Source organism: Rhizobium sp. SSA_523 (genome assembly GCF_030435705.1).
Taxonomy (GTDB): Bacteria; Pseudomonadota; Alphaproteobacteria; order Rhizobiales; family Rhizobiaceae; genus Neorhizobium.
Genome location: NZ_CP129382.1, coordinates 817193 through 843278 on the forward strand (window position 1 = coordinate 817193; position 26086 = coordinate 843278).

Below are 26086 nucleotides of genomic sequence, written 5' to 3' on the forward strand. Positions count from 1 at the left end.
GCCGATGCGGATTTTCCGCGCGCATTGGAGTTTGCGCAAGTTTGTTCTATATAATGACGTCTCAGTCAAACGAGGGTTCTGCCATGGCGGCACGCACTGATATACGCGCCTCGGAGCCGGTGGCTTCCGTGGATCCGATCTGGGATACGCTGCGCGAAGAGGCCAAGGCAGGTGCGGAGCGGGATCCGCTGCTTGCGGCCTTCCTGTATTCCACGGTGCTCAACCATCGCTCGCTGGAAGATTGCGTGATCCATAGGATCTGCGAGCGGCTGGACCATCCGGATCTGCAGGCCGTGCTGCTGCGTCAGACCTTCGAGGAAATGCTGCGCGACTGGCCGGAATGGGGGACGATCCTGCGGGTCGACATCCAGGCCTATTACGATCGCGATCCCGCCTGCCTGCGCTTTCTGGAGCCGGTGCTCTACTTCAAGGGCTTTCATGCCATCCAGACACATCGGCTGGCGCATTGGCTGATGAAGCGGGACCGGCGCGATTTCGCCATGTATCTGCAAAGCCGGTCCTCCAGCGTCTTCCAGACCGATATCAATCCGGCGGCGCGCATCGGCCGCGGCGTCTTCCTCGATCATGCGACGGGTTTCGTCGTGGGCGAGACGGCGGTGATCGGCGACAATGTCTCGATCCTGCATGGCGTGACGCTCGGCGGGACCGGCAAGGAAGGCGCCGATCGCCATCCCAAGATCGGCAATGGCGTGTTGATCGGCGCCGGCGCCAAGATCCTCGGCAATATCGAAATCGGCCACTGCTCGCGCGTTGCGGCCGGTTCGGTCGTGTTGAAACCGGTGCCGGCCAAATCCACGGTCGCCGGCGTGCCGGCCAAGGTGGTTGGCGAAGCCGGTTGTTCTGAGCCCTCGCGCCTGATGGACCAGATGCTGCGCTCAGAGGATTGAGGCTTTGCCCTGGTGCGCCATGTTAGGTGTCGAGGGAGCGGAAAAAAGCTGGGCCTTGCGTCCTTTACTTTCGTGACCGACCCGTGCCAAAAGCCACCGCACTGCGAATCCTGACGGAGAAAACATCAGTGAAAGCCGAAGAAATCAAGAAACTGGACGCCTATTTCAAGCGGGTGTTCAATCCCTCGATGAACGTCAAGGCTCGCCCGCGCAAGGATGATTCCGCGGAAGTCTACGCCGGCGACGAGTTCCTGGGCGTCGTCTATGTCGACGACGAGGACGAAGACCGCTCCTACAATTTCTCGATGGCGATCCTCGACGTCGATCTGTGAGCGGCGGCGCATCGCGCAATCCATTCGGATCACATCACCAGAACGGGACCTGCGGGTCCCGTTTGCGTTTCGTCAGTTTTGCTTGCGGCGAATGGGTCTGATGGGCCCTTTGTTACCGATTCTTCACACGCTAAGGGCGATCCGCGCTTGACTTTCGCAGTGCAAAATCTCCTATTTGCAGTGCGAAGCAACCCCTCAGGAGGCGGAGAATGTTCAATTTCGATGAAGCCAACCGGAAGAGCAAGGAAGCGGTGGACGGCATGATGCGCGGTTACTCGGACCTGTTTAAGGGTTTCCAGGCCATCGCGACGGAGACGGGCGAATTCCAGAAGAAGTCGTTCCAGGGCATGATGTCCTACATGGAGCAACTGGCTTCGGCCCGCAGCATCGAGACCGTCTACGAAGTGCAGACGGCCTATGCCAGAACGTCCTACGAGACTTTCGTGGCCGAAGCCATGAAGCTCAGCGACATGTATGCGGATCTGGCAAAGAGCGCCTACAAGCCCGCCGAGGCTTCGCTGCAGAAGCCAGCGACGGCCATCGTTCCGGCCCAGGCAGCGGCCTGATCTCCGGCACAAGGCCGAGAGACAAGCGTCCGACATTTTTCGACCACGGTCCTGAACCGGCGGCACAAGCGGTGCTGCCGGTTCTTTTTTGTGCTTCGCCCCCGGCTGGGGCCTTGTTTTTCCTGTTCCAGGCAAGCCACGCAAGGAATAGTGATTGCGCCCTGCCGCAAGGGGCTTAAAATCCACGTTCAGCGAACTAAATAAAGGCATCTGATGTTCGGTCCGGAACGGCGCTTCGCTGCAAGGGGCCGGGCGACCGGGGAATAGACAATGATGATCGCATCGCCGATCTTAATGGAGACTGAGAAGGACGACCAAGGTGACCAGGGCAGTCGCGGCACGTCGGTCATAACCCGCACGAAGCCGAAGACGAAAAAGCCAAGTCTCTATCGAGTCCTTCTTCTGAATGACGATTACACCCCAATGGATTTCGTCATTCACATTCTGGAGCGTTTTTTCCAGAAAGACCGCGAAGCGGCCACCCGCATCATGCTGCATGTCCATCATCATGGCGTCGGCGAATGTGGGATTTTCACGTACGAGGTCGCTGAAACAAAGGTGAGCCAGGTCATGGATTTTGCCCGCCAGCACCAGCACCCGCTGCAATGTGTCATGGAAAAGAAGTGAGGACCGCACGTGCCAACATTTTCGCCTAGTCTAGAAAAGGCGCTGCATCAGGCACTGACCTTCGCCAATGAGCGGCACCACGAATATGCAACGCTAGAACATCTGCTCCTGGCTTTGATCGATGATGCCGACGCGGCTGCGGTCATGGGAGCCTGCAATGTCGACCTGGAAGCCCTCCGCAAGACGGTTTCCGATTATGTCGATCATGATCTGACCAATCTCATCACCGGCTATGACGAGGATTCCAAGCCCACTTCGGGCTTCCAGCGCGTCATCCAGCGGGCGGTGATCCACGTCCAGTCCTCCGGACGGGAAGAGGTGACCGGGGCCAATGTGCTGGTCGCCATCTTCGCCGAACGCGAGAGCCATGCGGCCTATTTCCTGCAGGAACAGGAAATGACCCGCTACGATGCGGTCAATTACATCTCGCACGGAATTGGCAAGCGTCCGGGCTCGTCCCGGGTTCGTCCGCCGCGCGGCGCCGACGAGGGCGAGGCCGAGGCCAAGGCACCTCGCGGCGAGCAGGACGAGGCTGCCGGCAAGAAGGCGCCGGATGCGCTGAAGGCCTATTGCGTCAACCTGAACGAGAAGGCCAAGGATGGCCGCATCGATCCGCTGATCGGCCGGCATGACGAGGTCAACCGGACGATCCAGGTCCTGTGCCGCCGCTCGAAGAACAATCCGCTCTATGTCGGCGATCCGGGCGTCGGCAAGACGGCGATTGCCGAAGGCCTCGCCAAGCGGATTATCGAAGGCAAGGTGCCGGAAGCTCTCGCCGATGCCACGATCTTTTCGCTGGACATGGGCACGCTTCTGGCCGGGACCCGTTATCGCGGCGATTTCGAGGAACGCCTGAAGCAGGTGGTGAAGGAACTGGAAGACTATCCCGGTGCCGTCCTCTTCATCGACGAGATCCATACCGTGATCGGTGCCGGAGCAACCTCCGGCGGCGCCATGGATGCGTCGAACCTGTTGAAGCCGGCTCTGTCCTCCGGGGCGATCCGCTGCATCGGCTCGACCACCTACAAGGAATATCGCCAGTTCTTCGAGAAGGACCGGGCGCTTGTCCGGCGGTTCCAGAAGATCGACGTCAATGAGCCTTCGATCGATGATGCGATCGAGATCATGAAGGGTCTGAAGCCGTATTTCGAGGAATATCACAAGCTGCGTTACACCAATGAGGCGATCAAGTCGGCGGTGGAACTGTCGGCACGCTATATTTCGGACCGCAAGCTGCCGGACAAGGCGATCGACGTCATCGACGAAACCGGAGCAGCGCAGATGCTGCTTCCGGCCTCGCGGCGGCGCAAGCTGATCACCGAAAAGGAGATCGAGGCCACGATTGCCACCATGGCGCGGATTCCGCCCAAGACCGTGTCCAAGGATGACGAGATGGTTCTCGCCAATCTGGAAAAGGAATTGCGGTCGGTGGTCTACGGCCAGGACAAGGCCATCGAGGCTTTGGCAACCGCCATCAAGCTGGCGCGCGCCGGTCTGCGCGAACCGAACAAGCCGATTGGCTCCTACGTCTTTTCCGGTCCCACGGGGGTCGGCAAGACGGAAGTCGCCAAGCAGCTCGCCACGTCTTTGGGCGTGGAACTGCTGCGCTTCGACATGTCGGAATATATGGAGCGGCATACGGTCTCGCGTCTGCTTGGCGCACCTCCCGGCTATGTCGGGTTCGACCAGGGCGGTCTGTTGACGGATCAGGTCGACCAGCATCCGCATTCGGTTGTCCTGCTGGACGAAATCGAGAAAGCACATCCGGACATCTACAACATCCTGTTGCAGGTCATGGATCACGGTTCGCTGACGGATCATAACGGCAAGAAGATCGATTTCCGCAATGTGATCCTGATCATGACCACCAATGCGGGCGCCGCGGAAATGGCCAAGGCCGCCATCGGCTTCGGCTCGTCCAGGCGCACGGGTGAGGATGAAGAGGCGCTCAACCGCCTGTTCACGCCGGAATTCCGCAACCGTCTCGATGCGACGATCGCCTTCGCGCCGCTGCCGACGGAGGTCATCCACCAGGTGGTGCAGAAGTTCGTCATGCAGTTGGAAACGCAGCTTTCCGAGCGCAATGTGACCTTCGATCTGCATCAGGATGCCGTCGCCTGGCTGGCCGACAAGGGGTATGACGAGCGTATGGGCGCACGGCCGCTGTCGCGCGTCATCCAGGAGCACATCAAGAAGCCGCTCGCCAACGAGATCCTGTTCGGCGCGCTGCGCAAGGGCGGTGTCGTGAAGGTGACGGTCGGCAAGAAGGAGGACGGTACCGATGGTCTGGTGCTGGAATCCATTCCGGAAACGGCGCCGGTGAAGCCCAAGCCGGAGGTGGAAGCCGCCGCCGAGGACGCACCCAAGGCCAAGACCGGCAAAGGCGGTTCCGATCGCTCGAAAGGCAAGGCCGCGCCCAAGAGCAGCACGCTCGAAGCCGATTCCGACGTGATCACGCAGGAGCCGGAACAGAGCAAGCCGCGCAAGGGATCGACGGTGCCCCGCGTGCCGAAGAAGAAGTAAGATCGATAAAGAAGAGATGGATGCCGGGGAGCAATCCCCGGCATCTTGCTGTCTGGCGGCTTGCTGCGTGCCTTGAGGGACGGCGGCGGAAGTGCGCCAGTATGCTGTGGGAAATTAGCCTCAGCGCATGGCTTTTGTTGCCGGTATCGCAATAACGCGGGCTTGTGGCGAATTCGACCTTGGCGCGACGCGGCTGCAGAGGCAAACTTGCCCGGAAAAGACTCGGAAGCCTGTCATGTCATACCAGGCCGCGTCCTGCGGTTCCGACAGGCCTCACCAAACAGAAGGCGAAAGCGTGACAAGCGGATCTGAACTTTTGCGGCAGGCTTGCCTGCGCGCGCACGGAACGATCGATGCCCCTGCCTTCGCCTGACAGCCAGTCCGCCTTGCCGTGGATCATCTCGGGAATGCGCGGCATCTTCTCGCTTCCCGCAATGATCCTGATGACATCCTTCGTCGGCTTCAGCGCCTTCGCCCTGGAATCCGGCATCACGCGCGACCAGGCCGTGTTCATGACGCTGGCCGTCTGGGCTCTTCCGGCCAAGATGATCCTGATCGGCACCATGGTGGGCGGCGCACCGCTGGCAGCGAGTTTTCTCGCCGTTACCCTCTCGTCGATCCGCATGATGCCCATGGTGGCCTCGCTGATGCCGGATATGAAGAGCGAGAAAAGCCCCACCTGGCTCCTGCTGTTTCTCTCGCATTTCGTGGCCATCACGTCCTGGGTCTTCGCCAATCAGCATCTGGGGTCGGTTCCGAGAGATCGCCGGCTGGCCTATTTCGGCGGCTTCGCCATTACCCTGACCCTCGTCAATGCGGTGATCGTCGGTGTCTGCTATGGCATTGTGGCGCAGTTTCCGCCGATTGTTGCCGGTGCGCTCTTCATGCTGACCCCGGTCTATTTCTTCGGCTCCATCTGGGCCAGCGCGCGCCATCCGGTGGTGAAGACCGCCTTCATTTTCGGCGTTGTTCTCGGACCGCTGTTCAGCCTTGTCGATCGCGAATTCGATGTCGTCTATGCCGGGCTGGGCGGCGGGACACTCGCCTATCTGATCGACCGCTATCTTCTGCGGCCGCGCCGTCTGAAGCGCCGACAGGCCGCAGCGAGCCCCTCCCAGCCGCAGGAGGCCGGTTATGAGTGACGGCGCTCTCTGGGTCTATGTGGTCATCATCGTCGCGGGCTGGCTGGCGACCGATCTCTGGCGCTGGCTGGGCGTCCTGGTGGGCAACCGGCTGGACGAGGATTCCGAAGCGCTCCAGTGGGTGAGGGCGGTGGCCACCGCGCTGGTGATGGCAGTGACTTCCAAGCTCGTCTTCTTTCCCACCGGGGCGCTCGCGGATAGTCCGCTCTGGCTGCGGGTCGGCGCGCTTGGCTGCGGCTTCTTGGCCTTCCTGCTGTCGGGCCAGCGCGTGATCGTCTGCGTGGGCGTCTCGATCGCGCTGCTGATGATCGGCCTTGCCCTTCTCTGAGCGCGGTTCATCAGCCGAATTCGGCTTGGCTTCGGTCGATCTGCAGATCATGCAGCTCGATCCCGCCGCGCCCCTTGCGCTTGGCCTGATAGAGCGCGTCATCGGCGGAGGCCACCAAACTTGCCGCCGTGCGATGACTGTCCTTGGTCACGGCAATGCCCACACTGGCGCCGATCCGCAGGGACTGGCCAGCCGCGAGATAGGGCCGCGACAGGCTCTCCACAATGCGCTTGGCGAGTTGTACGGCTTCCAGGGGCGATGCAATCTGCGGCTGGATGACGAGAAATTCGTCGCCACCATGGCGTGCCGCCATGGCGCGTGCCGGCATCAGCGCCGTCAGGCGGCGTCCCACTTCCACCAGCACGGCATCACCCGCTTCATGGCCGAAGCCGTCATTGACCGCCTTGAAGAAAACGAGATCGATGAAATGCACGGCCACCAGCGTCTGGCCTCCCGGCGGCCTGTGTCCGACGAGGTGCTGCAGGAAATTATCGGCGGCAAGCCGGTTCGCAAGCCCGGTCAGGGCGTCGCTGCCGGCCAGCGCCGCCATCTTCGCCCGTGCCAGCAGCAGTTCGACGATCTGCCCGTAAGAGGTCCGAATGACCTTGATGCCGGCGAGCGACGTGAAGCCCAGAAAGACGCCGGCCATCAGGTTCAGCAGGTCCTGCGCAAAGAACAATGCGATCACCTGCGGCAGGACCGCGATCAGGATGCAGCCGATCGCCAGCCAGGGCCGGACGCCCAGTCGCGTGACGACGCCGCTGCAATAGGAGACAAGGAAGAAAGCCGTGAAGAGACTGGCCTCCGGAGGGCCCTGAAAGAAGACCTGCACGCCGATCGTGCTGACCAGAAGGGCAAACATCACGCTTCCGGCGGCGTGCGACATCTCCCAGAAAGCCAGGCTGCGGCTGGCCCGCGCCTGGTGGTAGGCCCTGTCGATCGCATAGCGAAACAGCGTGATCACGCCGGAGAGGGTGGCGAGGATCCAAAAGGTGACGTCCCCGGTCCTGACGGCGATTGCGCCGCAGAACAGGGCGCCCGTCGCGCCGATATAGAGGGCTGTGAAGGTCGACCTGAACAGGAGGTCGATCAGGTCCGGCTTGATGGCCGCCTCATGCTTGTCATCGAACGGAGAGGCTAGGCCGAGCAACATGCAATCATCCTCGATACGCAATGCGCTGACGGTCTACCAGACAGTATAAGATCATCAGCATCACGATCGCATCTGTCGCGCTGGCACAGGATCTGGCGTATAGACAATCGAAGCAACAGCATGGTTTGTAACCTGGACCAGTCGATGCGGTCGCAGAACTGCGATTCCACTTCACTATACATCGAAGATCGCATTTGCCGGTTAGCAATCCCTTTCCCTGACTTCGACAAAGCCATGGATCGTCGGAGAAATCGAAGTGATGGCCGCTTGGCGGCGCTGTTTGACCCTCTAGGGTCAAAAGCCAATCAGGATTTGGCGCGTGGTATGAGAGAAAATCGTTCAGTTCGAGGAGCGAAGCCGCCGGTGGATCCAACAGGCATCAAGGCTTCGCGACACAGAAATGGGCGATTTTCGCCATATCCCTACGGGACGCGGCGGATTTTGCCTGCGAAGGCGTCGAAAAGGCTTTGTGGAGTTTCGCTCCACGGCAGCCTCTTCACCTATTCGCAAACAAAATCCGCTCGCGCCACGCCCGAAACCTGCCCGAAACCTGCCCGAAACCTGATTGAGTTTTGACCCTAAAGGACCGCCCGAAGCCTCTCGGCGTTCCGGGCAAGCACAGCCGGATCCTCCATGGAGCCCGAATGCGGCCGCAGCGGCGCGCTTTCCTTGCGGGGAATGATGTGCACGTGCAGGTGGAAGACCGTCTGTCCGGCGGCCGCTTCATTGAACTGCGAAACCAGCACGCCATCGGCATCGAAGGCCTCTTTGGCGGCGACGGCAAGCTTCTGCACCACCGGATAGAGCTTGGCGAGCACGGCCGGATCGGCATCCAGGAGGTTGCGGGATGCGACCTTGGGAACGACGAGCAGATGGCCCTCCGCCTGCGGCATCACATCCATGAAGGCCAGCGCGTCATCGTCCTCATAGACCTTATGGCAGGGGATCTCCCCCTTCAAAATCTTTGCGAAAATGTTGTTGGGATCATAGGTCTGGCTCGTCATGGCGGCCGTCATCCTTCTCGATCGTGATGGGTTCCTGCCGCTCTCCCTTCCGGAAGGGGCTGTGTTCGGTCATGATTTCACCCGTATATTCCACCTCGCGCCGCTCCTGTTTGAGATAGTCTGCAACGGCCCGGCGCAGGCCGGGATGGGTGATGTAATGGGCGGAATGGGTGGTGACGGGCAGATAGCCGCGCGCCAGCTTGTGCTGCCCCTGCGCTCCGGCTTCCACACGCTTCAATTTGTGAGCAAGGGCGAAATCGATCGCCTGGTGATAGCAGACCTCGAAATGCAGGAAGGGGTGGTCTTCGATACAGCCCCAGTGGCGGCCGAACAGGACCTCGTCACCAATGAAATTGATTGCGCCTGCAATATAGCGTCCATCGCGCTTGGCCATGACCAGGAGGATGTCCTCCGCCATGCGTTCGCCGATCAGCGAGTAGAACTCCCGGTTCAGGTAGGGGCGGCCCCATTTGCGGCTTCCGGTGTCCATATAGAAGGCGAAGAACTGGTCCCAGATCTCCTCCGTCAGATCGGCGCCCGTCAGCCAGTCGATGGAGATGCCGTTCTCCAGCGCCGTTCGCCGCTCCTTGCGCAGGTTCTTGCGCTTGGCCGACGAGAGTTCGGCCAGGAAATCGTCGTGACTGCCATAACCGCGATTGATGAAATGGAACTGCTGGTCGGTGCGGTGCAGGAAGCCCGCTTCCTCGAAAAAGGGCAGTTCCTCCTCCGGCAGGAAGGTGACATGGGCGGAGGAGACGCCCAGCTGACGCGTGACCTCCGCCAGGCCCGAAGACAGCGTGGCCTGGAGAGGGTGCGCCGGCTGGTCGCCGCGCACGAGCAGGCGCGGACCGGTGGCCGGTGTGAAGGGAATGGTGCATTGCAGCTTGGGGTAATACTGCCCGCCCGCCCGCTCGAAGGCATCCGCCCAGGCGTGGTCGAAGACATATTCGCCCTGGCTATGGCTCTTCAGGTAGCCCGGCACGGCGCCCAGAAGCGCGCCCTCGGCATCCTCCAGCAGAAGGTGATGGGCAAGCCAGCCGGTGCGGGTGGTCGCGCATCCCGATTGCTCGAGGGCGGAGAGGAAGGCCTGCGACAGGAAAGGATTGTAGGGACCCGGCCCGCCGCGTCGGGTTCCGGACAGCCTCGACCACTGATCGGGGGCAATGTCCAGGAAGGAGGACGCGACGCGGAGGGTAAGGTCGTCATTCATGCGGCAGGTGCAACGCTTTCTCTCGGGTCGAAGCCCTCGAAGGTCATCTGATCAGCATGAGTATAGGTATGGGCGCGGGCATTTTCATCCCTCACCGTCCAGGTAATCACCGGCACGCCGCGCTCCCGCTGCGCCGCAATGAAGCTGTTGGGCAGATGCGCCCAGTGATAGGAAATGAAATCCAGGCCCAGTTGCATGGCTTCGTCATGCTTGGCGAAGTCCTCCGGCTTGTCGCCCATGGCCGTCAGGCCAAGCGGGAAGGGCGCCTCCGCGCGCTTCAGATCCTCCAGCAGGTGATGGTCGAAGCTCATCAGCGCCACCTGGCCCTGATAGCCTTCCAGCGTCTCCAGGACTGTTTCGGCAAAGCCGTCATCCTCTTGCGGCGAGCGGCCCTTGAGTTCGATGACCAGCGGAACCCGGCCTTTGACCAGGGCCAGCATCTGCTTGAGCGTCGGGATGCGGTCGCCGGTGCCGCCGACCGAGAGAAGGCCGAGTTCGCCGGCCGATTTCTCGCGCACATCGCCCTTGATGGAGCAGAGCCGTTCGAGGGTATCGTCATGAAAGATCATGGCGACGCTGTCGGAGGAGAGCTGGATATCGCATTCGATGGCGAAACCGGCATCCGCGGCCCGCGAAAAGGCGGAGAGCGTGTTCTCCCAGACCGTCTGGTTCATGTCGTGATAGCCGCGATGGGCGACCGGAAGATCCTTGATCCAGCTAGACGTCATGCTCATGCCTCGACATCCAGGATCGCGTCCACCTCGACGGCGGCATTGAAGGGCAGGGCCGCCATTCCGACCGCCGCACGCGCATGCTTTCCCGCTTCACCCAGCACATTGGCGACGAGATTGGACGCGCCGTTCATCACGACATGTTGTTCGATGAAGCCCGGGGCGGAGGCGATGAAGCCGTTGAGTTTGAGGACGCGCCGCACCCTGCCGAGATCGCCGCCCAATGCCGCCTTTGCCTGGGCGAGAATGTTGATCGCGCAGAGTTCCGCCGCCTGTTGGGCAGATGCCAGGTCCACCTCGCTGCCGACAAGGCCGGTCACCGCCATCTTGCCGTCCTTCATGGGGAGTTGCCCGGAAATGTAGAGCGTGTTGCCGTTCAGCACATAGGGCAGGTAATTGGCCGCCGGTGCCGCTGCAACCGGCAGTTCTATCCCCAGTTCTTTCAGGCGCGTATCGATCGCTTGCGACATTTCATTCTCCCACTCGATTGTAAAAAAGACCAGATTCCGTCACACATGACAGGTGGACGGCGAGCTTACGCATCATCTGATGGCGTACATATAACACCGCCTCTCGAGTCCCATAGGAGTTTGTGGATGTTGCGACCGAAACTGGAAACCGCTGCCCTTTCAGGACTGATTTTGGCAGGCCTGATCCCGGCAGCCTCCAGCCCTGCCTTGGCCGGCATCGAAGCCGCGCGCGCCCTGATCCCGCATCGCGCCGTCTACGACCTGAAACTGAAGGACGTGTCCGAGCGCTCCGGGATCGAGGGCATGTTCGGCCGCATGGTCTATGAATTCACGGGATCCGCCTGTTCCGGCTTCACCACGCATTTCCGCTTCGTCACCAAGATCGATACCGGCGAGGACATGCGGCTGACCGACCAGCAGACGACGACCTTCGAGAATGTCAATGCCGGCCAGTTCCGCTTCGACACCAAGAGCTATACGGACGAGAAGCTGGACAAGCAGGTGACGGGCGAGGCGAAGGATAGCGCCGAGGGCGTTACCGTCGAGCTCGCCAAGCCCGATTCGCGCGAGGTCGATCTGATCGCCGCGAAATTCCCCACCGAACATATGCTGGAAGTGATCGAGAATGCGCGGGCCGGCAAGCGCTTCTTCGAAGCGCGCGTGTTCGACGGTTCGGAGGATGGCGACAAGAGCCTGATGACGAGCACCGTGGTCGGCAAGCAGCAGACGCCGGCGGCCGACGATCCCGAGGCCAAGAGCGCCGGCGAATTTGCCGGCACGCCCTACTGGCCGGTGACCATCGCCTATTACAACGAGGATTCGAAGACCGATTCGCTGCCGGCCTATCGCATGTCCTTCAAGCTCTACGACAATGGCATTACCCGCGACCTGACGATGGATTACGGCGACTTCGTCCTGTCCGGCACGCTGTCGAAGCTGGAAGTCCTCGACAGACAGCCGGAAACCTGCCGCTGACCGGCAGATGGCGGCGGTTTGTACTTACCGCCCTCAGCGGCAGTCGAGACTGCCGCCCGCCACCTTGTCGACCCGCTGTTCGCAGGTCGTGACCTTGGTCCTGATCTCGATGTAAACGGGCTTGGCTTCGCCCTTGTAGTGACAGCTCAGCACGATCTTGCGGCCTTGTGCGACAATGGCGCCGACATCGAAGCGGTTCACCGCCTTCGCGGCCGTGCCGGTCGAGCTGTCCGGAGCGAGAATGGCATTATCCTCGACAGGACCGTCATAGATCTCCGCTGCGGTCAGGATCTTGCCGGGCCTGACGGGACAGCCATTCGTCTGCGCCAGAGCCGGAGAAAAGCCGATGAGCGTTGCGATCAGGCAGGCGACGGCATTCCGTTTCACGATGGGCCTCATTTCATTCCTCTCCGGATTTTGCTCGCTTTGGCATCTGGTCTCCAATAGCTTGCCATGCCGGTGCATGCCCGTCCATGCGATTGGCAAAACCCGGGTTTTTCGCCATTCCCGATGCGTGCCGCGCAAATCGGCTGCGTATCATCTTGCATTTGCCCGCCAATGCGGTTATGCGCAGCCCATTCCACACGCGAGGCATGGGATTGTCCGGGAGAAATCCGGACCGTTCCGCCGGTGGTCGGTCCGAAGGGCCGGCTGTTCGCCTCGCGGGGGTTAAACCGGAAACAAGGAGAAAAAGGCATGGCATTGCCTGATTTCAGCATGCGCCAGCTTCTGGAAGCTGGTGTCCACTTCGGTCACCAGACTCATCGCTGGAACCCGAAGATGAAGCCGTACATCTTCGGCGATCGCAACAATATCCACATCATCGATCTGGCCCAGACGGTTCCGATGCTGTCGCGCGCCCTGCAGGTGATTTCCGACACCGTGGCCCGTGGCGGCCGCGTTCTCTTCGTCGGCACCAAGCGCCAGGCTTCCGAGCTGATCGCCGATTCGGCAAAGCGCTCTGCCCAGTATTACGTCAACTCCCGCTGGCTCGGCGGCATGATGACGAACTGGAAGACCATTTCGAACTCGATCCAGCGCCTGCGCAAGCTCGATGAAATCCTGGCCTCCGACGCTCAGGGCTTCACCAAGAAGGAGCGCCTGAACCTGGAGCGCGAGCGCGAAAAGCTCGAAAAGGCTCTCGGCGGTATCCGCGATATGGGCGGCACGCCGGACCTGATGTTCATCATCGACACGAACAAGGAAAAGATCGCCATCGATGAAGCAAAGCGCCTGGGCATCCCGGTCGTTGCCATCATCGATTCCAATTGCGATCCGGACCTCATCGACTACCCGATCCCGGGCAATGACGATGCATCGCGCGCCATCGCCCTCTATTGCGACCTGATCGCCCGCGCCGCCATTGACGGCCTGGCTCGTCAGCAGGGCGCATCGGGCCGCGATATCGGCGCCATGGCCGATGCTCCGGTCGAGCCGGCTCTTTCGGAAGAAGCCGAATCCTGATCCTGGCGGCCGGGACGCGGACATGTTCCGCGTCCCGGCCTGCTGACGATTGAGCCTTGAAGGCTCGTCGCGACCAAAGAACGCCGTCCGGCGCCGGCGGAACCCCGTTTCGCCAATCATCGCGTGAGATCGCGCGGACGATTATTCATCACGCTGTCACACTTCCGGGTACATTCGTGCCCCAAACGGGCGCCCGCCCAGCGATTCCGGCAGGCGCACCCCTGATTGGACAAGAGGCAAACATGAGCGAGATCACTGCAGCACTGGTTAAGGAACTGCGCGAAAAATCCGGCGCGGGCATGATGGATTGCAAGAAGGCTCTCACCGAGACCAATGGTGATATTGAAGCCGCAATCGACTGGCTGCGTGCCAAGGGTATTGCAAAGGCCGACAAGAAGTCGGGCCGCACGGCCGCCGAAGGCCTGATCGGGATTGCCGGCGCCGGCCATAAGGCCGTCGTGATCGAGCTCAACTCCGAAACCGACTTCGTTGCGCGTAACGATGCCTTCCAGGATCTCGTTCGCGGCGTCGCCAATGTCGCGCTCGGAACCGATGGGACTGTCGACGCCGTTGCCGCTGCCACCTATCCGGCCACCGGCAAGTCGGTTGCTGACTCGATCAAGGATGCCATCGCAACGATCGGCGAGAACATGACGCTGCGCCGCTCGGCTCTGCTTCAGGTCGAGCACGGTGTCGTCGCGACCTATATCCACAACGCGGCCGGCGACGGCATCGGCAAGCTGGGTGTGCTCGTGGCGCTGAAGTCTGAAGGCGACAAGGCTGTGCTGACCTCGATCGGTCGCCAGGTTGCCATGCATATCGCAGCGACCAACCCGCTGGCCATTCGCGCCGAGGAAGTCGATGCCTCCGTCGCCGAGCGCGAGCGCAACGTCTTCATCGAGCAGTCGCGCGCGTCCGGCAAGCCGGATGCGATCATCGAAAAGATGGTTGAAGGCCGCATGCGCAAGTTCTTCGAGGAGGTCGCCCTCCTGTCGCAGGCTTTCGTCATCAACCCGGAACAGACCGTCGGTGAAGCCGTCAAGGCTGCCGAAAAGGAAGCCGGCGCATCGATCGAAGTGACCGGCATGGTGCGTCTCCTGCTCGGCGAAGGCGTCGAGAAGGAAGAGTCCGATTTCGCGGCTGAAGTCGCTGCGGCCGTCAAGCACTAAGGACGCGACGGCGGGAAATCCTGGTATTTCTCGCCGCGGCTCCCTCGCTCATCTCTGGGTGTGGATCATGATTAGGGTTTTTGGGCCGATCCGGTCTGAAACGATCATGATCTGAGCTTTCGACGCCAAAACCTGTGAATGCAAGGGGCATCGCGTGACAATGCGATGCCCTTCGTGTATCCGGCTTCCGGTATGATCCTTGAAGGAATTTCCATGACTTCCACTCAACCCGTCTACAAGCGTGTTCTGCTCAAAGTCTCCGGGGAGGCCCTGATGGGCAGCCAGGGCTTCGGCATCGATGTCGCCGTGGCCGATCGCATTGCCGCCGATATTGCGGAAGCGGTGCGGATGGGTGTCGAGGTCGGACTGGTGGTCGGCGGCGGCAATATCTTCCGCGGCGTGGCCGTGGCCTCGAAGGGTGGCGACCGGGTCACCGGCGATCACATGGGCATGCTCGCAACCGTCATCAATGCGCTGGCGCTGGCGACATCGCTGCGCAAGCTGGATGTCGAGACGGTGGTTCTGTCGGCGATCGCCATGCCGGAGATCTGCGAGAGCTTCTCCCAGCGCCGGACCTTGCATCACATGGCGCAGGGTCGCGTCGTGATCTTTGCCGGCGGCACGGGCAATCCGTTCTTCACCACCGATTCCGCCGGCGCGCTCAGGGCCGCCGAAATCGGCGCGGAAGCCATCTTCAAGGGCACCCAGGTCGACGGCATCTATTCCGCCGATCCGAAGAAGGATCCGGCTGCAACGCGTTTCGACACGCTGACCCATAGCGAGGTTCTCGAAAAGGGCCTGGCCGTCATGGATGTCGCGGCCGTGGCGTTGGCCCGTGAAAATGCAATTCCCATCATCGTCTTCTCGATCCACGAGAAAGGCGGATTTGGGCAAATTCTCCTCGGCGGTGGCCGCAAGACCATCGTGACGGACAGCTGACGGGGCTTGAGGCCGAGCGTGCCCCTAGCCCTTTGAATTCGAACGGAGTGGAACAATGAGCGGATCCATTGATCTCAACGATATCAAGCGCCGGATGGACGGCGCGATTGCAGCGTTCAAGAGCGATATCGCATCGCTGCGCACCGGGCGCGCCTCGGCAAACATTCTCGATCCCGTGACCGTGGAAGCCTATGGCTCGCGCATGCCGCTGAACCAGGTTGCCAATATCACAGTGCCCGAGCCGCGCATGCTCGGCGTTTCCATCTGGGACAAGACCATGGTAGGCGCCGTGGACCGCGCCATTCGCGAATCGAATCTCGGCCTCAACCCGATCGTCGACGGCCAGAACCTGCGGATTCCGCTGCCCGAACTGAACGAGGAGCGCCGCAAATCGCTCGTCAAGGTCGCGCATGACTATGCCGAGAAGAGCAAGGTGGCGGTGCGCCATGTGCGTCGCGACGGCATGGAAGCCTTGAAAAAGGCGGAAAAGGACGGCTCGATGAGCCAGGACGACAGTCGCGCACAGTCGGAACGGGTTCAGAAGATGACGGATGATACGATTTCCGAAGTGGACCGCTTGCTTGCGGAAAAGGAAAAGGAAATCATGCAGGTTTAAAGCCTGCGGGTTCCTGTTTCACTCAAACGGTAAAAGCGAGCGGTCACGATGGTCAGCGGTGGTTTGTCCCCAGTCCCGGAGCACGTCGCCATCATTATGGATGGCAACGGCCGCTGGGCCAAGGAGCGGGGACTGCCGCGCACCATGGGCCATACCAAGGGCGTCGATGCGGTGCGGCAGGTGGTACGCGCCGCCGGCGGCTGCGGGGTGCGCTATCTGACGCTGTTTGCCTTCTCCTCGGAAAACTGGTCGCGCCCGGCGGCCGAGGTTTCCGATCTGATGGGTCTCCTGCGGCGCTTCATCCGCCGCGACCTGGCTGAGCTGCACAAGGCCAATGTACGCATTCGCGTCATCGGCGATCGCGAGAACCTGCGCGGCGATGTGCTGCCGCTTCTCCTGGAGGCGGAGGAGACGACGCGGCTGAATGAAGGCCTGACGCTGATCATCGCCTTCAATTACGGCGCGAGGGACGAGATTGCACGGGCGATGCGCCGGCTGGCGCAGGAGGCGGCCTCCGGTCGCCTGGATCCGGCGCTCATCACCCCGGACCTCATTGCCGAAAATCTCGACACAGCCGGAATTCCCGATCCCGATCTGATCATTCGCACCAGCGGCGAGGAACGTCTGTCGAACTTCCTCCTCTGGCAGGCGGCCTATTCGGAATTCGTCTTCCTTCCGGATTACTGGCCGGATTTTACCGCCGAGACCTTTGCCGAGGCGCTGAAGCTCTATAGCGGCCGCGAACGGCGGTTCGGAGGATTGTCTCCGGTCAAGACGGCGGTGGCGGGCTGATGTCGCCGGAGCTGAAGAAGCGGATCGGATCCGCCCTCGTTCTCGCTGTCGTGACGCTGGCGGCCACCTGGATGGGCGGGCTTGCCTTTCGCCTTCTCGCAGCGCTCATCAGCCTTCTCGTCTATTACGAGTGGTCGCGCATGACGCGGCTGGCCGATACGGATTTCCGCGGCAATGCGCTCGGCTGGCTGGCGACCGCCTGCGTCGCCATCAACCTGGTGATCGGCGACGAGGGGCTCGGCGTTCCCCTGATCGGCGGCTTCACCATCACCGCGCTGCTGCTGAAGGCGATCCGGGGCGGCACGGGCTGGCTTGCCGGCGGCATATTCTATTCCGGTCTCAGCGCTGTGGCCCTGGCGGCCATTCGCGCCGCCGACCAGCCGGGTTTCGTTGCCATGCTGTTCATCTTCGCGGTGGTATGGGCCACGGATATCCTTGCCTATTTCGTCGGGCGCGCACTGCGAGGGCCAAAGCTTGCGCCGCGCATTTCGCCCGGCAAGACCTGGTCTGGCGCGATTGGCGGCACGGTATCCGGTGTCGCGGCAGGGGGCCTCGTCTCGCTGGCCTTCTTCCCCGCCCTGCCTGTGCGGACCCTGTTTCTCGCCTGCCTTCTCTCGGTGATGAGCCAGATCGGAGACCTGTTCGAGTCCTTCATCAAGCGCCGATTCGGCGTCAAGGATTCCAGCCATCTCATTCCTGGCCATGGCGGGGTGATGGACAGGGTGGACGGGCTGGTCTTTGCCGGCTTCACCGCTTTTCTACTTGCAATCCTGCATGCCGCATGGTCCGAACAGGTAACCCCTTCGGTCGCGGCCTTCCTGTTCGGATTGTAGCCTGGCCGAAGCGCTCGACCGAGATCGGGAGAGCGGGCCGGTTGCGGCATTGGTGACATCTCTTACAGCGCGTTGCGTTCAAACGGATTCGTGCAACGCGCTTTATTTCTTTGTTTATGCATGTCGTCTTCGCAAAACCGCAGTACATTTTTGCGCGACATGCAATAGGTTCGAAAGGAATGCAGCGGAATGGCGATAGTGAGCGTGATCACGGGTTACATCATTCCCTTCCTTCTCGTGCTGTCCTTCCTCGTCTTCATCCACGAGATGGGTCATTATCTCGTCGGGCGCTGGTGCGGCATTCGCGTGACGGCCTTTTCGATCGGTTTCGGCCCCGAAATCGTGGGCTTTACCGATGGACACGGGACACGCTGGAAGCTGAGCCTCATCCCGCTCGGCGGCTATGTGCGCTTTCTCGGCGATGAGGACGCAGCAAGCCGGCCGGATCTCTCCGGCGCCATGGCGCAGATGAGCGAGGCCGAGCGGGCCCAGACATTGGGCGGCGCCAAGCTGTGGAAGCGGGCGCTGACGGTGGCCGCCGGCCCGATCGCCAATTTCGTGCTCGCCATTCTCATCTTCGCCGTCGTCTTCAGCCTATACGGCCGCATGGTCGCGGATCCGGTGGTGGCCGAGGTGCGCGCCGACAGCGCCGCCCAGGCGGCCGGGGTCGCGGTCGGCGACCGTCTGGTGGCGCTTGACGGCCGCGAGATCCGCACCTTCGATGACGTGCGCCGCTATGTGAGCGTCCGGCCGGAGACCGAAATCATCGTGACCGTGGAGCGCGCCGGGCAGGTGCTCGATCTGCCGATGGTGCCCAAGCGGGTGGACATCACTGACCAGTTCGGCAACCGGGTCGAACTGGGCCAGATCGGCATTGTGACGGACGAACAGCGGGGCAATTTCCGCCGCGTCACCTATGGCCCCCTGGAAGCCATCGGCCAGGGCTTTGCCGAAACGGGACACATCATCAGCGGGACGTTCCAATATCTGGGCAATATCTTTGCCGGCAAGATGTCGGCCGACCAGATTGGCGGTCCGATCCGCATTGCCGAGACAACCGGCCAGGTCGCAACGCTGGGTTTCGTCGCCGTCCTCAATTTCGCCGCCGTGATCTCTGTTTCCCTTGGATTGATGAATCTCTTTCCAATTCCGGTGCTTGATGGCGGACACCTGGTTTTGTATGCCTTGGAGGCAGTGAGGGGGAGGCCGCTGAGCGAGCGCCTGCAGGAGACTGTCTTCCGCATCGGTTTCGCGCTTCTTCTGACGCTGATGGTCTTCGCGACGTGGAATGACACGATCGGTCGATGGATCGGCTGATATCACGCTTTTAAACCAATTGTTTACCCTGTTAACAAGTCTGCGTGGCGATTGGGTCACGGCTTGTAAGGAAGTAAATAGAAATTAACGGGATGCCTTGCTTGTAGGTCAAAAGCAGGTAAAACGACACACGTGGCCGGAGTCGGGTGCCGCCCGCCGAGGGACAACGGGAAAAGGTAAGATTTGAAAATGAAAGCTGGTTCAAAGTTTTTGAACGCAGTCTCGGCGTTTGCGCTGTCTGCTGGTGTTGTCGCGTCGGGTGCGGGTGTGGTCGTACTTGCCTCGCCGCTGGTTGCTCAGGCAGCCGTGATCCAGCGCATCGACGTGCGCGGAGCGCAGCGCGCCGGACAGGAAGCCGTTCGTTCCAACATCACCATTCGTCCCGGTGTGAGTTTCTCCAACGCCGACATCGATGAATCGGTCAAGCGCCTCTATGGCACCGGCTATTTCTCGGATGTCCGCATCTCGGTTTCCGGCAGCACGCTGGTGGTGACCGTGGATGAGAGCCAGCTGGTCAACCAGGTGGTCTTCAACGGCAACCGCAAGATCAAGGACGACAAGCTCCAGGGCGTCGTCCAGACCCAGCCGCTCGGGCCCTACAACGAGGCGCTGATGAATGCGGATATCCAGCGTATCCGCGAGGCCTATGCGCAGATCGGCCGTAACGATGTCCAGGTCACGACGCAGGTCGCGCCGATCGGCCAGGGCCGCGTCAACATCGCCTACGTGATCAACGAAGGCGACCGGACCAAGATCGCCAACATCAATTTCGTCGGCAACAACGCCTATGGCGATCGCCGTCTGCATGACGCGCTGATCACCAAGGAAAGCGGCCCGCTCTCCTTCCTGACCCGCAAGGATGTCTATTCGGAAGACAAGCTGCGTGCCGATGAAGAGGCGCTCCGCCAGTTCTACTACAATCACGGCTATCCGGATTTCCGCATCATTTCCTCCGATGCCGTGCTGGATGAAGCCAAGAACGAATACACGATCACCTTCACTGTCGAGGAAGGCCCGCGCTACCGCTTCGGCAACATCGCCGTCGAGTCGACGGTTCCCGGCATTGACGGCTCGCAGCTGGACAATCTGGTCGAGACGGAATCGGGCGACATCTACAATGCCCGCGAAGTGCAGAAGAGCATGGAGGCGATCTCCACCAAGGTCGCAGCCGCCGGCTATCCCTTTGCACGCGTAACGCCGCGTGGCGACCGCAACTTCCAGACCAATACGGTCGGCGTGACCTATCTGGTCGATCAGGGCGAGCGCGCCTATGTCGAGCGGATCGAGATCCGCGGCAACACCCGCACGCGCGATTACGTCATCCGCCGCGAATTCGATCTGAGCGAAGGCGATGCCTTCAATCAGCTGGCTATCACCCGCGCCAAGCGCCGTCTTGAGGCCCTGGGCTATTTCAGCCGCGTCAACATCACCACCCAGGGCGGCTCTTCGTCCGACCGGGTCGTGATCGTCGTGGATGTGGAAGATCAGTCGACCGGTTCGTTCGGCATCGGCGCTGGCTATGCCGCCAATGACGGCGTGCTGCTCGAAGCCTCGATCGAGGAGAAGAACTTCCTCGGCCGCGGTCAGTATATCCGCGTTGCCGCGGGTGCTGGTGAGAACGATGCCCAGACCTACTCGCTGAGCTTCACCGAGCCCTATTTCCTCGGCTATCGCCTGGCGGCCGGTTTCGACCTGTTCAAGAGCCAGACCTCGTCGAACGACAATTACGAATATTCCGAACAGGGCGGCACGCTCCGCGTCACGGCGCCGATCACCGAGCAGCTGGCGACGACCTTGCGCTATACCTACAAGGAAATCGAATATGACGAGAGCAGCAGCAACCTCGTCTCTCCGTTCCGCGAACTGGTTGCCGGCGGCACCTATCAGCAGTCGATCATCGGTCAGACCCTGACCTATAACTCGCTCGACAGCATGACCCTGCCGCGGGAAGGCGTCTACGCAACGGTCACGCACGAATTCGCCGGCCTTGGCGGTGATTCCGAATTCTACAAGATCTACGGTCGTGCACGCTACTTCCACCTCCTGTCGGACGAGCTCGACCTGATCGGTCAGGTGGCTGTCGGCGCGGGTCATGTTGTGGCAACCGGCGACAAGCTCAACGTCTTCGATCAGTTCACCTTCGGCGGTCGCCAGGTGCGCGGCTTCGAAAGCGATGGCATCGGTCCGCGCGTCTCGAATGGCGATGCAATCGGCGGCACGACCTATTTCAACGCCTCGGCTGAAATCAGCGTTCCCATGCCGGCCATTCCGGAAGACTTCGGCCTGCGCGCCGCCGTCTTCGCCGATGCCGGCACGCTGTATGGCAATGATGTTCCGGTTGCCGGGTCGGTCAGCGGCACCAGCGGCTCCTGGCGTGCATCGGTTGGCGCCGGCATCACCTGGGCGTCGCCCTTCGGTGCGCTGCGCGTCGATTATGCCGTGCCGGTCGTCAAGGAAGACTACGATCAGGAACAGCGCTTCCGCTTCAGCATGGCGAACCAGTTCTGACCTTCGGCATCCAGAACTGTGGGTGAAAATCTGTTCTGGAGCCTTGGCTGATGGACGACCACACATTCTTTCCTCCGCATAGCGGGGTGAGGCTGCGCGAGCTTGCCTCATCCATCGGCGCGGAGCTTGAATCCCTCGATCATGGCGAGCGGGTCATTCGATCCGTTGCGCCGGTGGCGAGGGCGAAGGCGGGCGACATCTGCTATATTCTGTCGCGCAAGCACAGAGCCGATCTCCAGTCCTGCCAGGCCTCTGCCATTATCTGCGACGCGGCTCTGCGTCCGATCATCCCCGACCATGTGGCGGTACTTCTCACCGCAAACCCGGCCACCGCGTTTGCCTTGGCGGGCGCTTTGCTCCATCCGGATGCCATGCGCATTCCGTCGGTCACGGCAGAGAGCGGTGTCTCGCCGGCCTCGCATGTCGATCCTTCGGCGCGTCTTGAGGCCGATGTGACAGTCGAACCGATGGCGGTGATCGGCGCTGGGGCGGAAATCGGCGCAGGCAGCTATATCGGACCCGGCGCCGTCATCGGCGCAGGCGTCAGGCTCGGCCGGAACTGTTCCGTCGCGGCCGGGGCCACGGTGATGGCGGCGCTGATCGGCAATCACGTCATCATCCACAATGGTGTGCGGATCGGCCAGGACGGGTTCGGCTTTGCGCCCGGTCCGCGCGGCATGCTGAAAATCGTTCAGATCGGCCGCGTCATCATTCAGGATCACGTGGAAATCGGCGCCAATACAACGATCGATCGTGGCGCGATGGACGACACCGTGATCGGCGAGGGCACCAAAATCGATAATCTGGTCCAGATTGCCCACAATGTATGGATCGGACGGCATTGCGCGATTGCGAGCGGTGCTGGTATAGCGGGCTCGACGAAAATCGGAGACGGCGTTCGGATTGGCGGCGCATCGGGTGTCAATGGACACATCACGATCGGCGACGGCGTACAGATTGCGGCCATGAGCGGTGTGATCAGCTCGCTGCCGGCAGGCGGTCGTTTCGGCGGAATTCCGGCGCGTCCCATGCCCGATTTCATGCGGGACATCGCAGAGATCATGGCGCGATCGGACGAACGGGCAAGGAAAAGGAGAAACAGGGATGGCTGATCAGGAAAAGGCGGAATTGGGATCCGTTGACATCCTTGAGATCATGAAGCTGCTGCCCCATCGGTATCCCTTCCTTCTGGTCGACCGGATCATTGATATCGATGGTGACAATAGCGCGACCGGGATCAAGAATGTCACGGCCAACGAGCCGCATTTCACCGGCCATTTCCCGGAACAGCCGATCATGCCGGGTGTCCTCTTGATCGAGGCCATGGCGCAGACGGCCGGTGCGATCTGTGCCCGCAAGCAGGGTGAGGGCGGCAAGCTGGTCTATTTCATGACCATCGACAATGCCCGCTTCCGCAAGCCGGTCGTGCCGGGAGACAGGGTCGAGATCCATGTCGTCAAGCAGAAGCAGCGCGGCAATATCTGGAAATTCCATTGCGAGGCCAAGGTCGAGGGCGCATTGGTCGCAGAGGCCGATGTCGGCGCCATGATCCGGCAGAAGGAAGCCTGATGAGCAGGATTGCCGCTACCGCGCGCATCAGTCCGCTTGCCGTGATCGAGGACGGGGCGGTGATCGGCGACCATGTCACTGTCGGCCCCTTTTGCCGCATTGGGCCGCGCGTGGTCCTGCACGACGGAGTGGAGGTCATCTCCAATGCTGTCGTCACGGGCCTCACGGAAATCGGTCGCGGCAGCCGGATCTTCCCCATGGCGGTCATCGGCGGCGTTTCGCAGAGCCTGCACGAGGCGGGTGAGGATTCGCGTCTGGTGATCGGTGAGCGCTGCACGATCCGCGAGGGCGTCACGATGAACACCGGCACGGTCGGTGGCGGCGGCATTACCAGCGTCGGGGATGACTGCCTCTTCCTCGCCAATTCGCACGTCGCACATGATTGCCGCCTGGGCAGCCATATCATCCTGTCGAACAATGTCATGCTGGCCGGTCATGTCCAGGTTGCCGATCGCGCCATCCTCAGCGGTGGCTGCGCCGTCCACCAGTTCACCCGCATCGGTCGCCACGCCTTTATCGGCGGGCTTTCGGCCGTCAATTATGATGTCATTCCCTATGGCATGCTGAACGGCAATCCGGGCATTCTCGGCGGTCTGAACGTTGTCGGCATGTCGCGCGCCGGCATCGAGCGGGCAGTGATCCACCAGGTCCGTCGCGCCTTCAAACAGATCTTCGAGGGTGAAGGATCGGTGCGTGCCAATGCGGCCGCGATCCGCGAAGACTATCTCGACTGCAAGGAGGCGCTGGAAGTGATCGACTTCATCTGCGCCGACAGCGATCGGGCCATTTCGTCACCCTATCGCGGCAAGGCCTGACATGGTGCCGGCCGCTCCCGCGCACAGGAGTGAGGGCCGGCTCGCAATCATCGCCGGCATGGGCTATCTGCCCCTGCATGTGGCCGAGGCCGCCCGCGCCGCCGGAGACGAGCCGGTGGTGGTGGCCCTGCGCCAGGAGGCGGATCGCGACTTCTCCGGCTTTGAGCAAATGGTCACCGGCGTCGGTGATTTTGCCGGCATTCAGCGGCTGATCCGCGAAAAGGGCGTGACCCGCGTCGTGCTCTGCGGCGGTGTCCGCCGGCGTCCGGAATGGCGCGATATTCATCCCACCTTCCGCTCTCTCCTGAAATTGCCGCATGTCGTGCGCACCTTGCTGGCCGGCGGTGATGATACGGTGCTGCAAATGGTGATCGGCCTCTTCGAGGGCATGGGCTGCCGCGTCGTCGGCGTGCATGAGATCGTGCCGGCACTGCTGGCGGAGACCGGCGCTTTGACGCGGCTTCAGCCGCAGGCCGACGACCTCCGCGACATCGAGATCGGGGCGCAGGCGGCGACAATGCTCGGACAGCTCGATGTCGGGCAGGGGGCAGTCTGCGTCGGCGGACGGATCGTGGCGCTCGAAGGGGCGGAAGGCACCGACAGCATGCTGGAACGAGTGGCCGCCTTGCGGACGGCCGGCCGGATCTCGGTTCGTCGCCGTGGCGTGCTCGTCAAGCTGTGCAAGCCGCAACAGGACATGCGCGCCGACCTTCCGACTGTCGGACCGTCGACGGTGCGCGGGGCGATCGCGGCCGGACTGGCCGGCATTGCCGTGGAAGCCGGACGCGCCCTGATCATCGATCGGCAAGCCATGATCGATCTGGCGGATGAGAACCGGATTTTCGTCTGCGGCCTTGATCGTGGCCTTTCCGGAAGAGGACTGAGATGAGCCAGAAGCCTTTGAAGATCGCCGTCGTTGCCGGGGAAGTGTCCGGCGATCTCTTGGGCGGCGATCTGATCCGCGCCCTGAAAGCCGCGCATCCGGCCGAGATCACGCTGGTCGGTGTGGGCGGCGAGGCCCTGGAGGCGGAGGGTCTGACCTCGCTCTTCGACTTTTCCGAACTCTCGATCATGGGCGTCAGCGAGGTGCTGAAGCGCCTGCCGAAGCTTCTGCGCCGGATCCGCGAGACTGCCGATGCCATCATTGCCGCGCGGCCGGATCTGCTGCTGATCATCGATAGCCCGGATTTCACTCATCGCGTCGCCAAGCGGGTCCGCGAGGCTCTGCCGGATCTGCCGGTGGTGGATTATGTCTGCCCGAGCGTCTGGGCCTGGAAGGAATATCGTGCTCCGGCCATGCTGGCCTATGTGGATCAGGTGCTGGCGCTTCTGCCCTTCGAGCCGGAGGCAATGCGCCGTCTCGGCGGACCGAAAACGGATTTCGTCGGCCATCGCCTGACGGCGGACGAAAATGTACTGGCCGTTCGGCGCCTGCGGCAGGACAAGCAACCGGGCCGGGAGGCCAAGACGGTGCTGCTGCTGCCGGGATCCCGCTCGACCGAAATCCGGATGCTGCTGCCGGCGCTGAAAGAGACCGTCGAGATTCTTGCGGCCCGCAATCCGGCAATGGAATTCCTGCTGCCCACCGTCGCTCGCCAGCGTCCGCTTCTCGAGAAAATGCTGGCCGACTGGTCGATCCAGCCGAAGCTGACATCGACCCCAGCCGAGAAATGGGCAGGTTTTGCCGCAGCCGACTCAGCCATTGCCGCGTCCGGAACGGTCACGCTGGAACTGGCGCTCTGCGGCGTTCCAACCGTATCGATCTATAAGGCGGACTGGCTGGTGCGGCTGATGGCCCACAGAATCAAGATCTGGTCGGCGGCCTTGCCCAATCTGATCGCCGACCAGCCGGTCATTCCCGAGCACGTCAATGATCTGGTGCGGCCAGGCTATCTGGCGCGCTGGGCCGAATGCCTTTCAAGCGACACGCCGCAACGGCGCGCCATGCTGGAGGGATTTTCAACCGTGTGGGAGAGGCTGTCCACCGGCATTGCGCCGGGAGAGGCAGGCGCGCGGCTGGTGCTCGAGCTTCTCTCCGACCGGGCGGCCAGGGATCTCGCCTAGCGCGTCGCACAACCGGCTGGCGAACGGCATT

Annotated in this window: 27 protein-coding genes; 21 read left to right on the top strand and 6 right to left on the bottom strand. The window is 61.8% G+C overall.

All coding sequences use genetic code 11. The features are described from left to right. Window positions 1-83 precede the first annotated feature (83 nt). The 7 genes from cysE (at window position 84) to QTJ18_RS12360 (ending at window position 6426) form a co-directional block, all read left to right on the top strand. Window positions 84-908, top strand: coding sequence for a serine O-acetyltransferase (gene cysE, locus QTJ18_RS12330; RefSeq protein ID WP_252754684.1), 825 nt, complete (start codon window positions 84-86; stop codon window positions 906-908). Between the two features lie 128 nt (window positions 909-1036). Continuing rightward, the gene (locus QTJ18_RS12335; RefSeq protein ID WP_252754683.1) at window positions 1037-1240 is read left to right on the top strand and encodes a DUF3126 family protein; all 204 of its coding nucleotides are present in this window, start codon (window positions 1037-1039) and stop codon (window positions 1238-1240) included. A gap of 209 nt (window positions 1241-1449) precedes the next feature. Next, entirely contained in the window at window positions 1450-1806 is a 357-nt protein-coding gene (locus QTJ18_RS12340; RefSeq protein WP_252754682.1) for a phasin family protein, read from the top strand. A gap of 273 nt (window positions 1807-2079) precedes the next feature. Continuing rightward, the gene (gene clpS / locus QTJ18_RS12345; RefSeq protein ID WP_252754712.1) at window positions 2080-2433 is read left to right on the top strand and encodes an ATP-dependent Clp protease adapter ClpS; all 354 of its coding nucleotides are present in this window, start codon (window positions 2080-2082) and stop codon (window positions 2431-2433) included. A 9-nt stretch (window positions 2434-2442) separates the two neighbouring features. After that, entirely contained in the window at window positions 2443-4956 is a 2514-nt protein-coding gene (gene clpA / locus QTJ18_RS12350; protein WP_252754681.1) for an ATP-dependent Clp protease ATP-binding subunit ClpA, read from the top strand. A gap of 353 nt (window positions 4957-5309) precedes the next feature. Then, complete coding sequence (locus tag QTJ18_RS12355) at window positions 5310-6098, top strand: AzlC family ABC transporter permease (RefSeq protein WP_252754680.1); 789 nt, start codon at window positions 5310-5312, stop codon at window positions 6096-6098. Next, window positions 6091-6426: an AzlD domain-containing protein gene (locus QTJ18_RS12360; RefSeq protein WP_252754679.1), complete on the top strand. Its 336-nt coding sequence runs from the start codon at window positions 6091-6093 to the stop codon at window positions 6424-6426. Before QTJ18_RS12355 ends, QTJ18_RS12360 begins: the two co-directional genes overlap by 8 nt. Window positions 6427-6436: 10 nt before the next feature. On the opposite strand, the gene QTJ18_RS12365 is transcribed toward QTJ18_RS12360, so the two are convergent. From QTJ18_RS12365 to QTJ18_RS12385, 5 genes are all read right to left on the bottom strand, one after another. Next, the gene (locus tag QTJ18_RS12365; RefSeq protein ID WP_252754678.1) at window positions 6437-7579 is read right to left on the bottom strand and encodes a GGDEF domain-containing protein; all 1143 of its coding nucleotides are present in this window, start codon (window positions 7577-7579) and stop codon (window positions 6437-6439) included. Window positions 7580-8157: 578 nt separating this feature from the next. Then, window positions 8158-8583, bottom strand: coding sequence for an HIT family protein (locus QTJ18_RS12370; protein WP_252754677.1), 426 nt, complete (start codon window positions 8581-8583; stop codon window positions 8158-8160). Next, on the bottom strand, window positions 8564-9793 hold the full coding sequence (locus QTJ18_RS12375; RefSeq protein ID WP_252754676.1) for a GNAT family N-acetyltransferase: 1230 nt from the start codon (window positions 9791-9793) through the stop codon (window positions 8564-8566). Before QTJ18_RS12375 ends, QTJ18_RS12370 begins: the two co-directional genes overlap by 20 nt. Beyond that, window positions 9790-10527, bottom strand: a complete 738-nt coding sequence (locus QTJ18_RS12380; RefSeq protein ID WP_252754675.1) for a glycerophosphodiester phosphodiesterase — start codon at window positions 10525-10527, stop codon at window positions 9790-9792. Before QTJ18_RS12380 ends, QTJ18_RS12375 begins: the two co-directional genes overlap by 4 nt. Next, entirely contained in the window at window positions 10524-10994 is a 471-nt protein-coding gene (locus QTJ18_RS12385) for a RidA family protein (protein WP_252754674.1), read from the bottom strand. The genes QTJ18_RS12380 and QTJ18_RS12385 overlap by 4 nt, the downstream gene beginning before the upstream one ends. 141 nt (window positions 10995-11135) lie before the next feature. Between QTJ18_RS12385 and QTJ18_RS12390 the strand changes: the two genes are divergently transcribed. Continuing rightward, window positions 11136-11969: a cell envelope integrity EipB family protein gene (locus tag QTJ18_RS12390; protein ID WP_252754711.1), complete on the top strand. Its 834-nt coding sequence runs from the start codon at window positions 11136-11138 to the stop codon at window positions 11967-11969. 33 nt (window positions 11970-12002) lie between these two features. On the opposite strand, the gene QTJ18_RS12395 is transcribed toward QTJ18_RS12390, so the two are convergent. Continuing rightward, the gene (locus QTJ18_RS12395; RefSeq protein WP_252754673.1) at window positions 12003-12356 is read right to left on the bottom strand and encodes an STY0301 family protein; all 354 of its coding nucleotides are present in this window, start codon (window positions 12354-12356) and stop codon (window positions 12003-12005) included. A 309-nt stretch (window positions 12357-12665) separates the two neighbouring features. Between QTJ18_RS12395 and rpsB the strand changes: the two genes are divergently transcribed. From rpsB to lpxB, 13 genes are all read left to right on the top strand, one after another. Continuing rightward, window positions 12666-13433, top strand: a complete 768-nt coding sequence (gene rpsB, locus QTJ18_RS12400) for a 30S ribosomal protein S2 (protein WP_252754672.1) — start codon at window positions 12666-12668, stop codon at window positions 13431-13433. Between the two features lie 242 nt (window positions 13434-13675). Further along, complete coding sequence (gene tsf, locus QTJ18_RS12405; RefSeq protein WP_252754671.1) at window positions 13676-14602, top strand: translation elongation factor Ts; 927 nt, start codon at window positions 13676-13678, stop codon at window positions 14600-14602. Window positions 14603-14815: 213 nt separating this feature from the next. After that, complete coding sequence (pyrH, locus tag QTJ18_RS12410; RefSeq protein WP_252754670.1) at window positions 14816-15541, top strand: UMP kinase; 726 nt, start codon at window positions 14816-14818, stop codon at window positions 15539-15541. 55 nt (window positions 15542-15596) lie between these two features. Beyond that, on the top strand, window positions 15597-16157 hold the full coding sequence (gene frr, locus QTJ18_RS12415) for a ribosome recycling factor (RefSeq protein WP_252754669.1): 561 nt from the start codon (window positions 15597-15599) through the stop codon (window positions 16155-16157). 48 nt (window positions 16158-16205) lie between these two features. After that, entirely contained in the window at window positions 16206-16949 is a 744-nt protein-coding gene (locus tag QTJ18_RS12420) for an isoprenyl transferase (protein WP_252754668.1), read from the top strand. After that, complete coding sequence (locus tag QTJ18_RS12425; RefSeq protein ID WP_252754667.1) at window positions 16949-17782, top strand: phosphatidate cytidylyltransferase; 834 nt, start codon at window positions 16949-16951, stop codon at window positions 17780-17782. Before QTJ18_RS12420 ends, QTJ18_RS12425 begins: the two co-directional genes overlap by 1 nt. Before the next feature lie 189 nt (window positions 17783-17971). Next, entirely contained in the window at window positions 17972-19099 is a 1128-nt protein-coding gene (rseP, locus tag QTJ18_RS12430) for an RIP metalloprotease RseP (protein ID WP_252754666.1), read from the top strand. Between the two features lie 189 nt (window positions 19100-19288). Further along, window positions 19289-21607 carry an outer membrane protein assembly factor BamA gene (bamA, locus tag QTJ18_RS12435; RefSeq protein WP_252754665.1) on the top strand — a complete coding sequence of 773 codons (2319 nt, stop codon included), beginning with the start codon at window positions 19289-19291 and terminating at the stop codon, window positions 21605-21607. A gap of 50 nt (window positions 21608-21657) precedes the next feature. Next, window positions 21658-22719 carry a UDP-3-O-(3-hydroxymyristoyl)glucosamine N-acyltransferase gene (gene lpxD, locus QTJ18_RS12440; protein WP_252754664.1) on the top strand — a complete coding sequence of 354 codons (1062 nt, stop codon included), beginning with the start codon at window positions 21658-21660 and terminating at the stop codon, window positions 22717-22719. Then, window positions 22712-23176: a 3-hydroxyacyl-ACP dehydratase FabZ gene (gene fabZ / locus QTJ18_RS12445; protein ID WP_252754663.1), complete on the top strand. Its 465-nt coding sequence runs from the start codon at window positions 22712-22714 to the stop codon at window positions 23174-23176. Before lpxD ends, fabZ begins: the two co-directional genes overlap by 8 nt. Beyond that, window positions 23176-23991 carry an acyl-ACP--UDP-N-acetylglucosamine O-acyltransferase gene (lpxA, locus tag QTJ18_RS12450; protein ID WP_252754662.1) on the top strand — a complete coding sequence of 272 codons (816 nt, stop codon included), beginning with the start codon at window positions 23176-23178 and terminating at the stop codon, window positions 23989-23991. The genes fabZ and lpxA overlap by 1 nt, the downstream gene beginning before the upstream one ends. Before the next feature lies 1 nt (window position 23992). Beyond that, a complete protein-coding gene (locus tag QTJ18_RS12455) occupies window positions 23993-24880 on the top strand; it encodes an LpxI family protein (protein ID WP_252754661.1) in 888 nt (295 codons plus the stop codon). Then, window positions 24877-26055, top strand: coding sequence for a lipid-A-disaccharide synthase (gene lpxB / locus QTJ18_RS12460; protein ID WP_252754660.1), 1179 nt, complete (start codon window positions 24877-24879; stop codon window positions 26053-26055). The genes QTJ18_RS12455 and lpxB overlap by 4 nt, the downstream gene beginning before the upstream one ends. Window positions 26056-26086 lie beyond the last annotated feature (31 nt).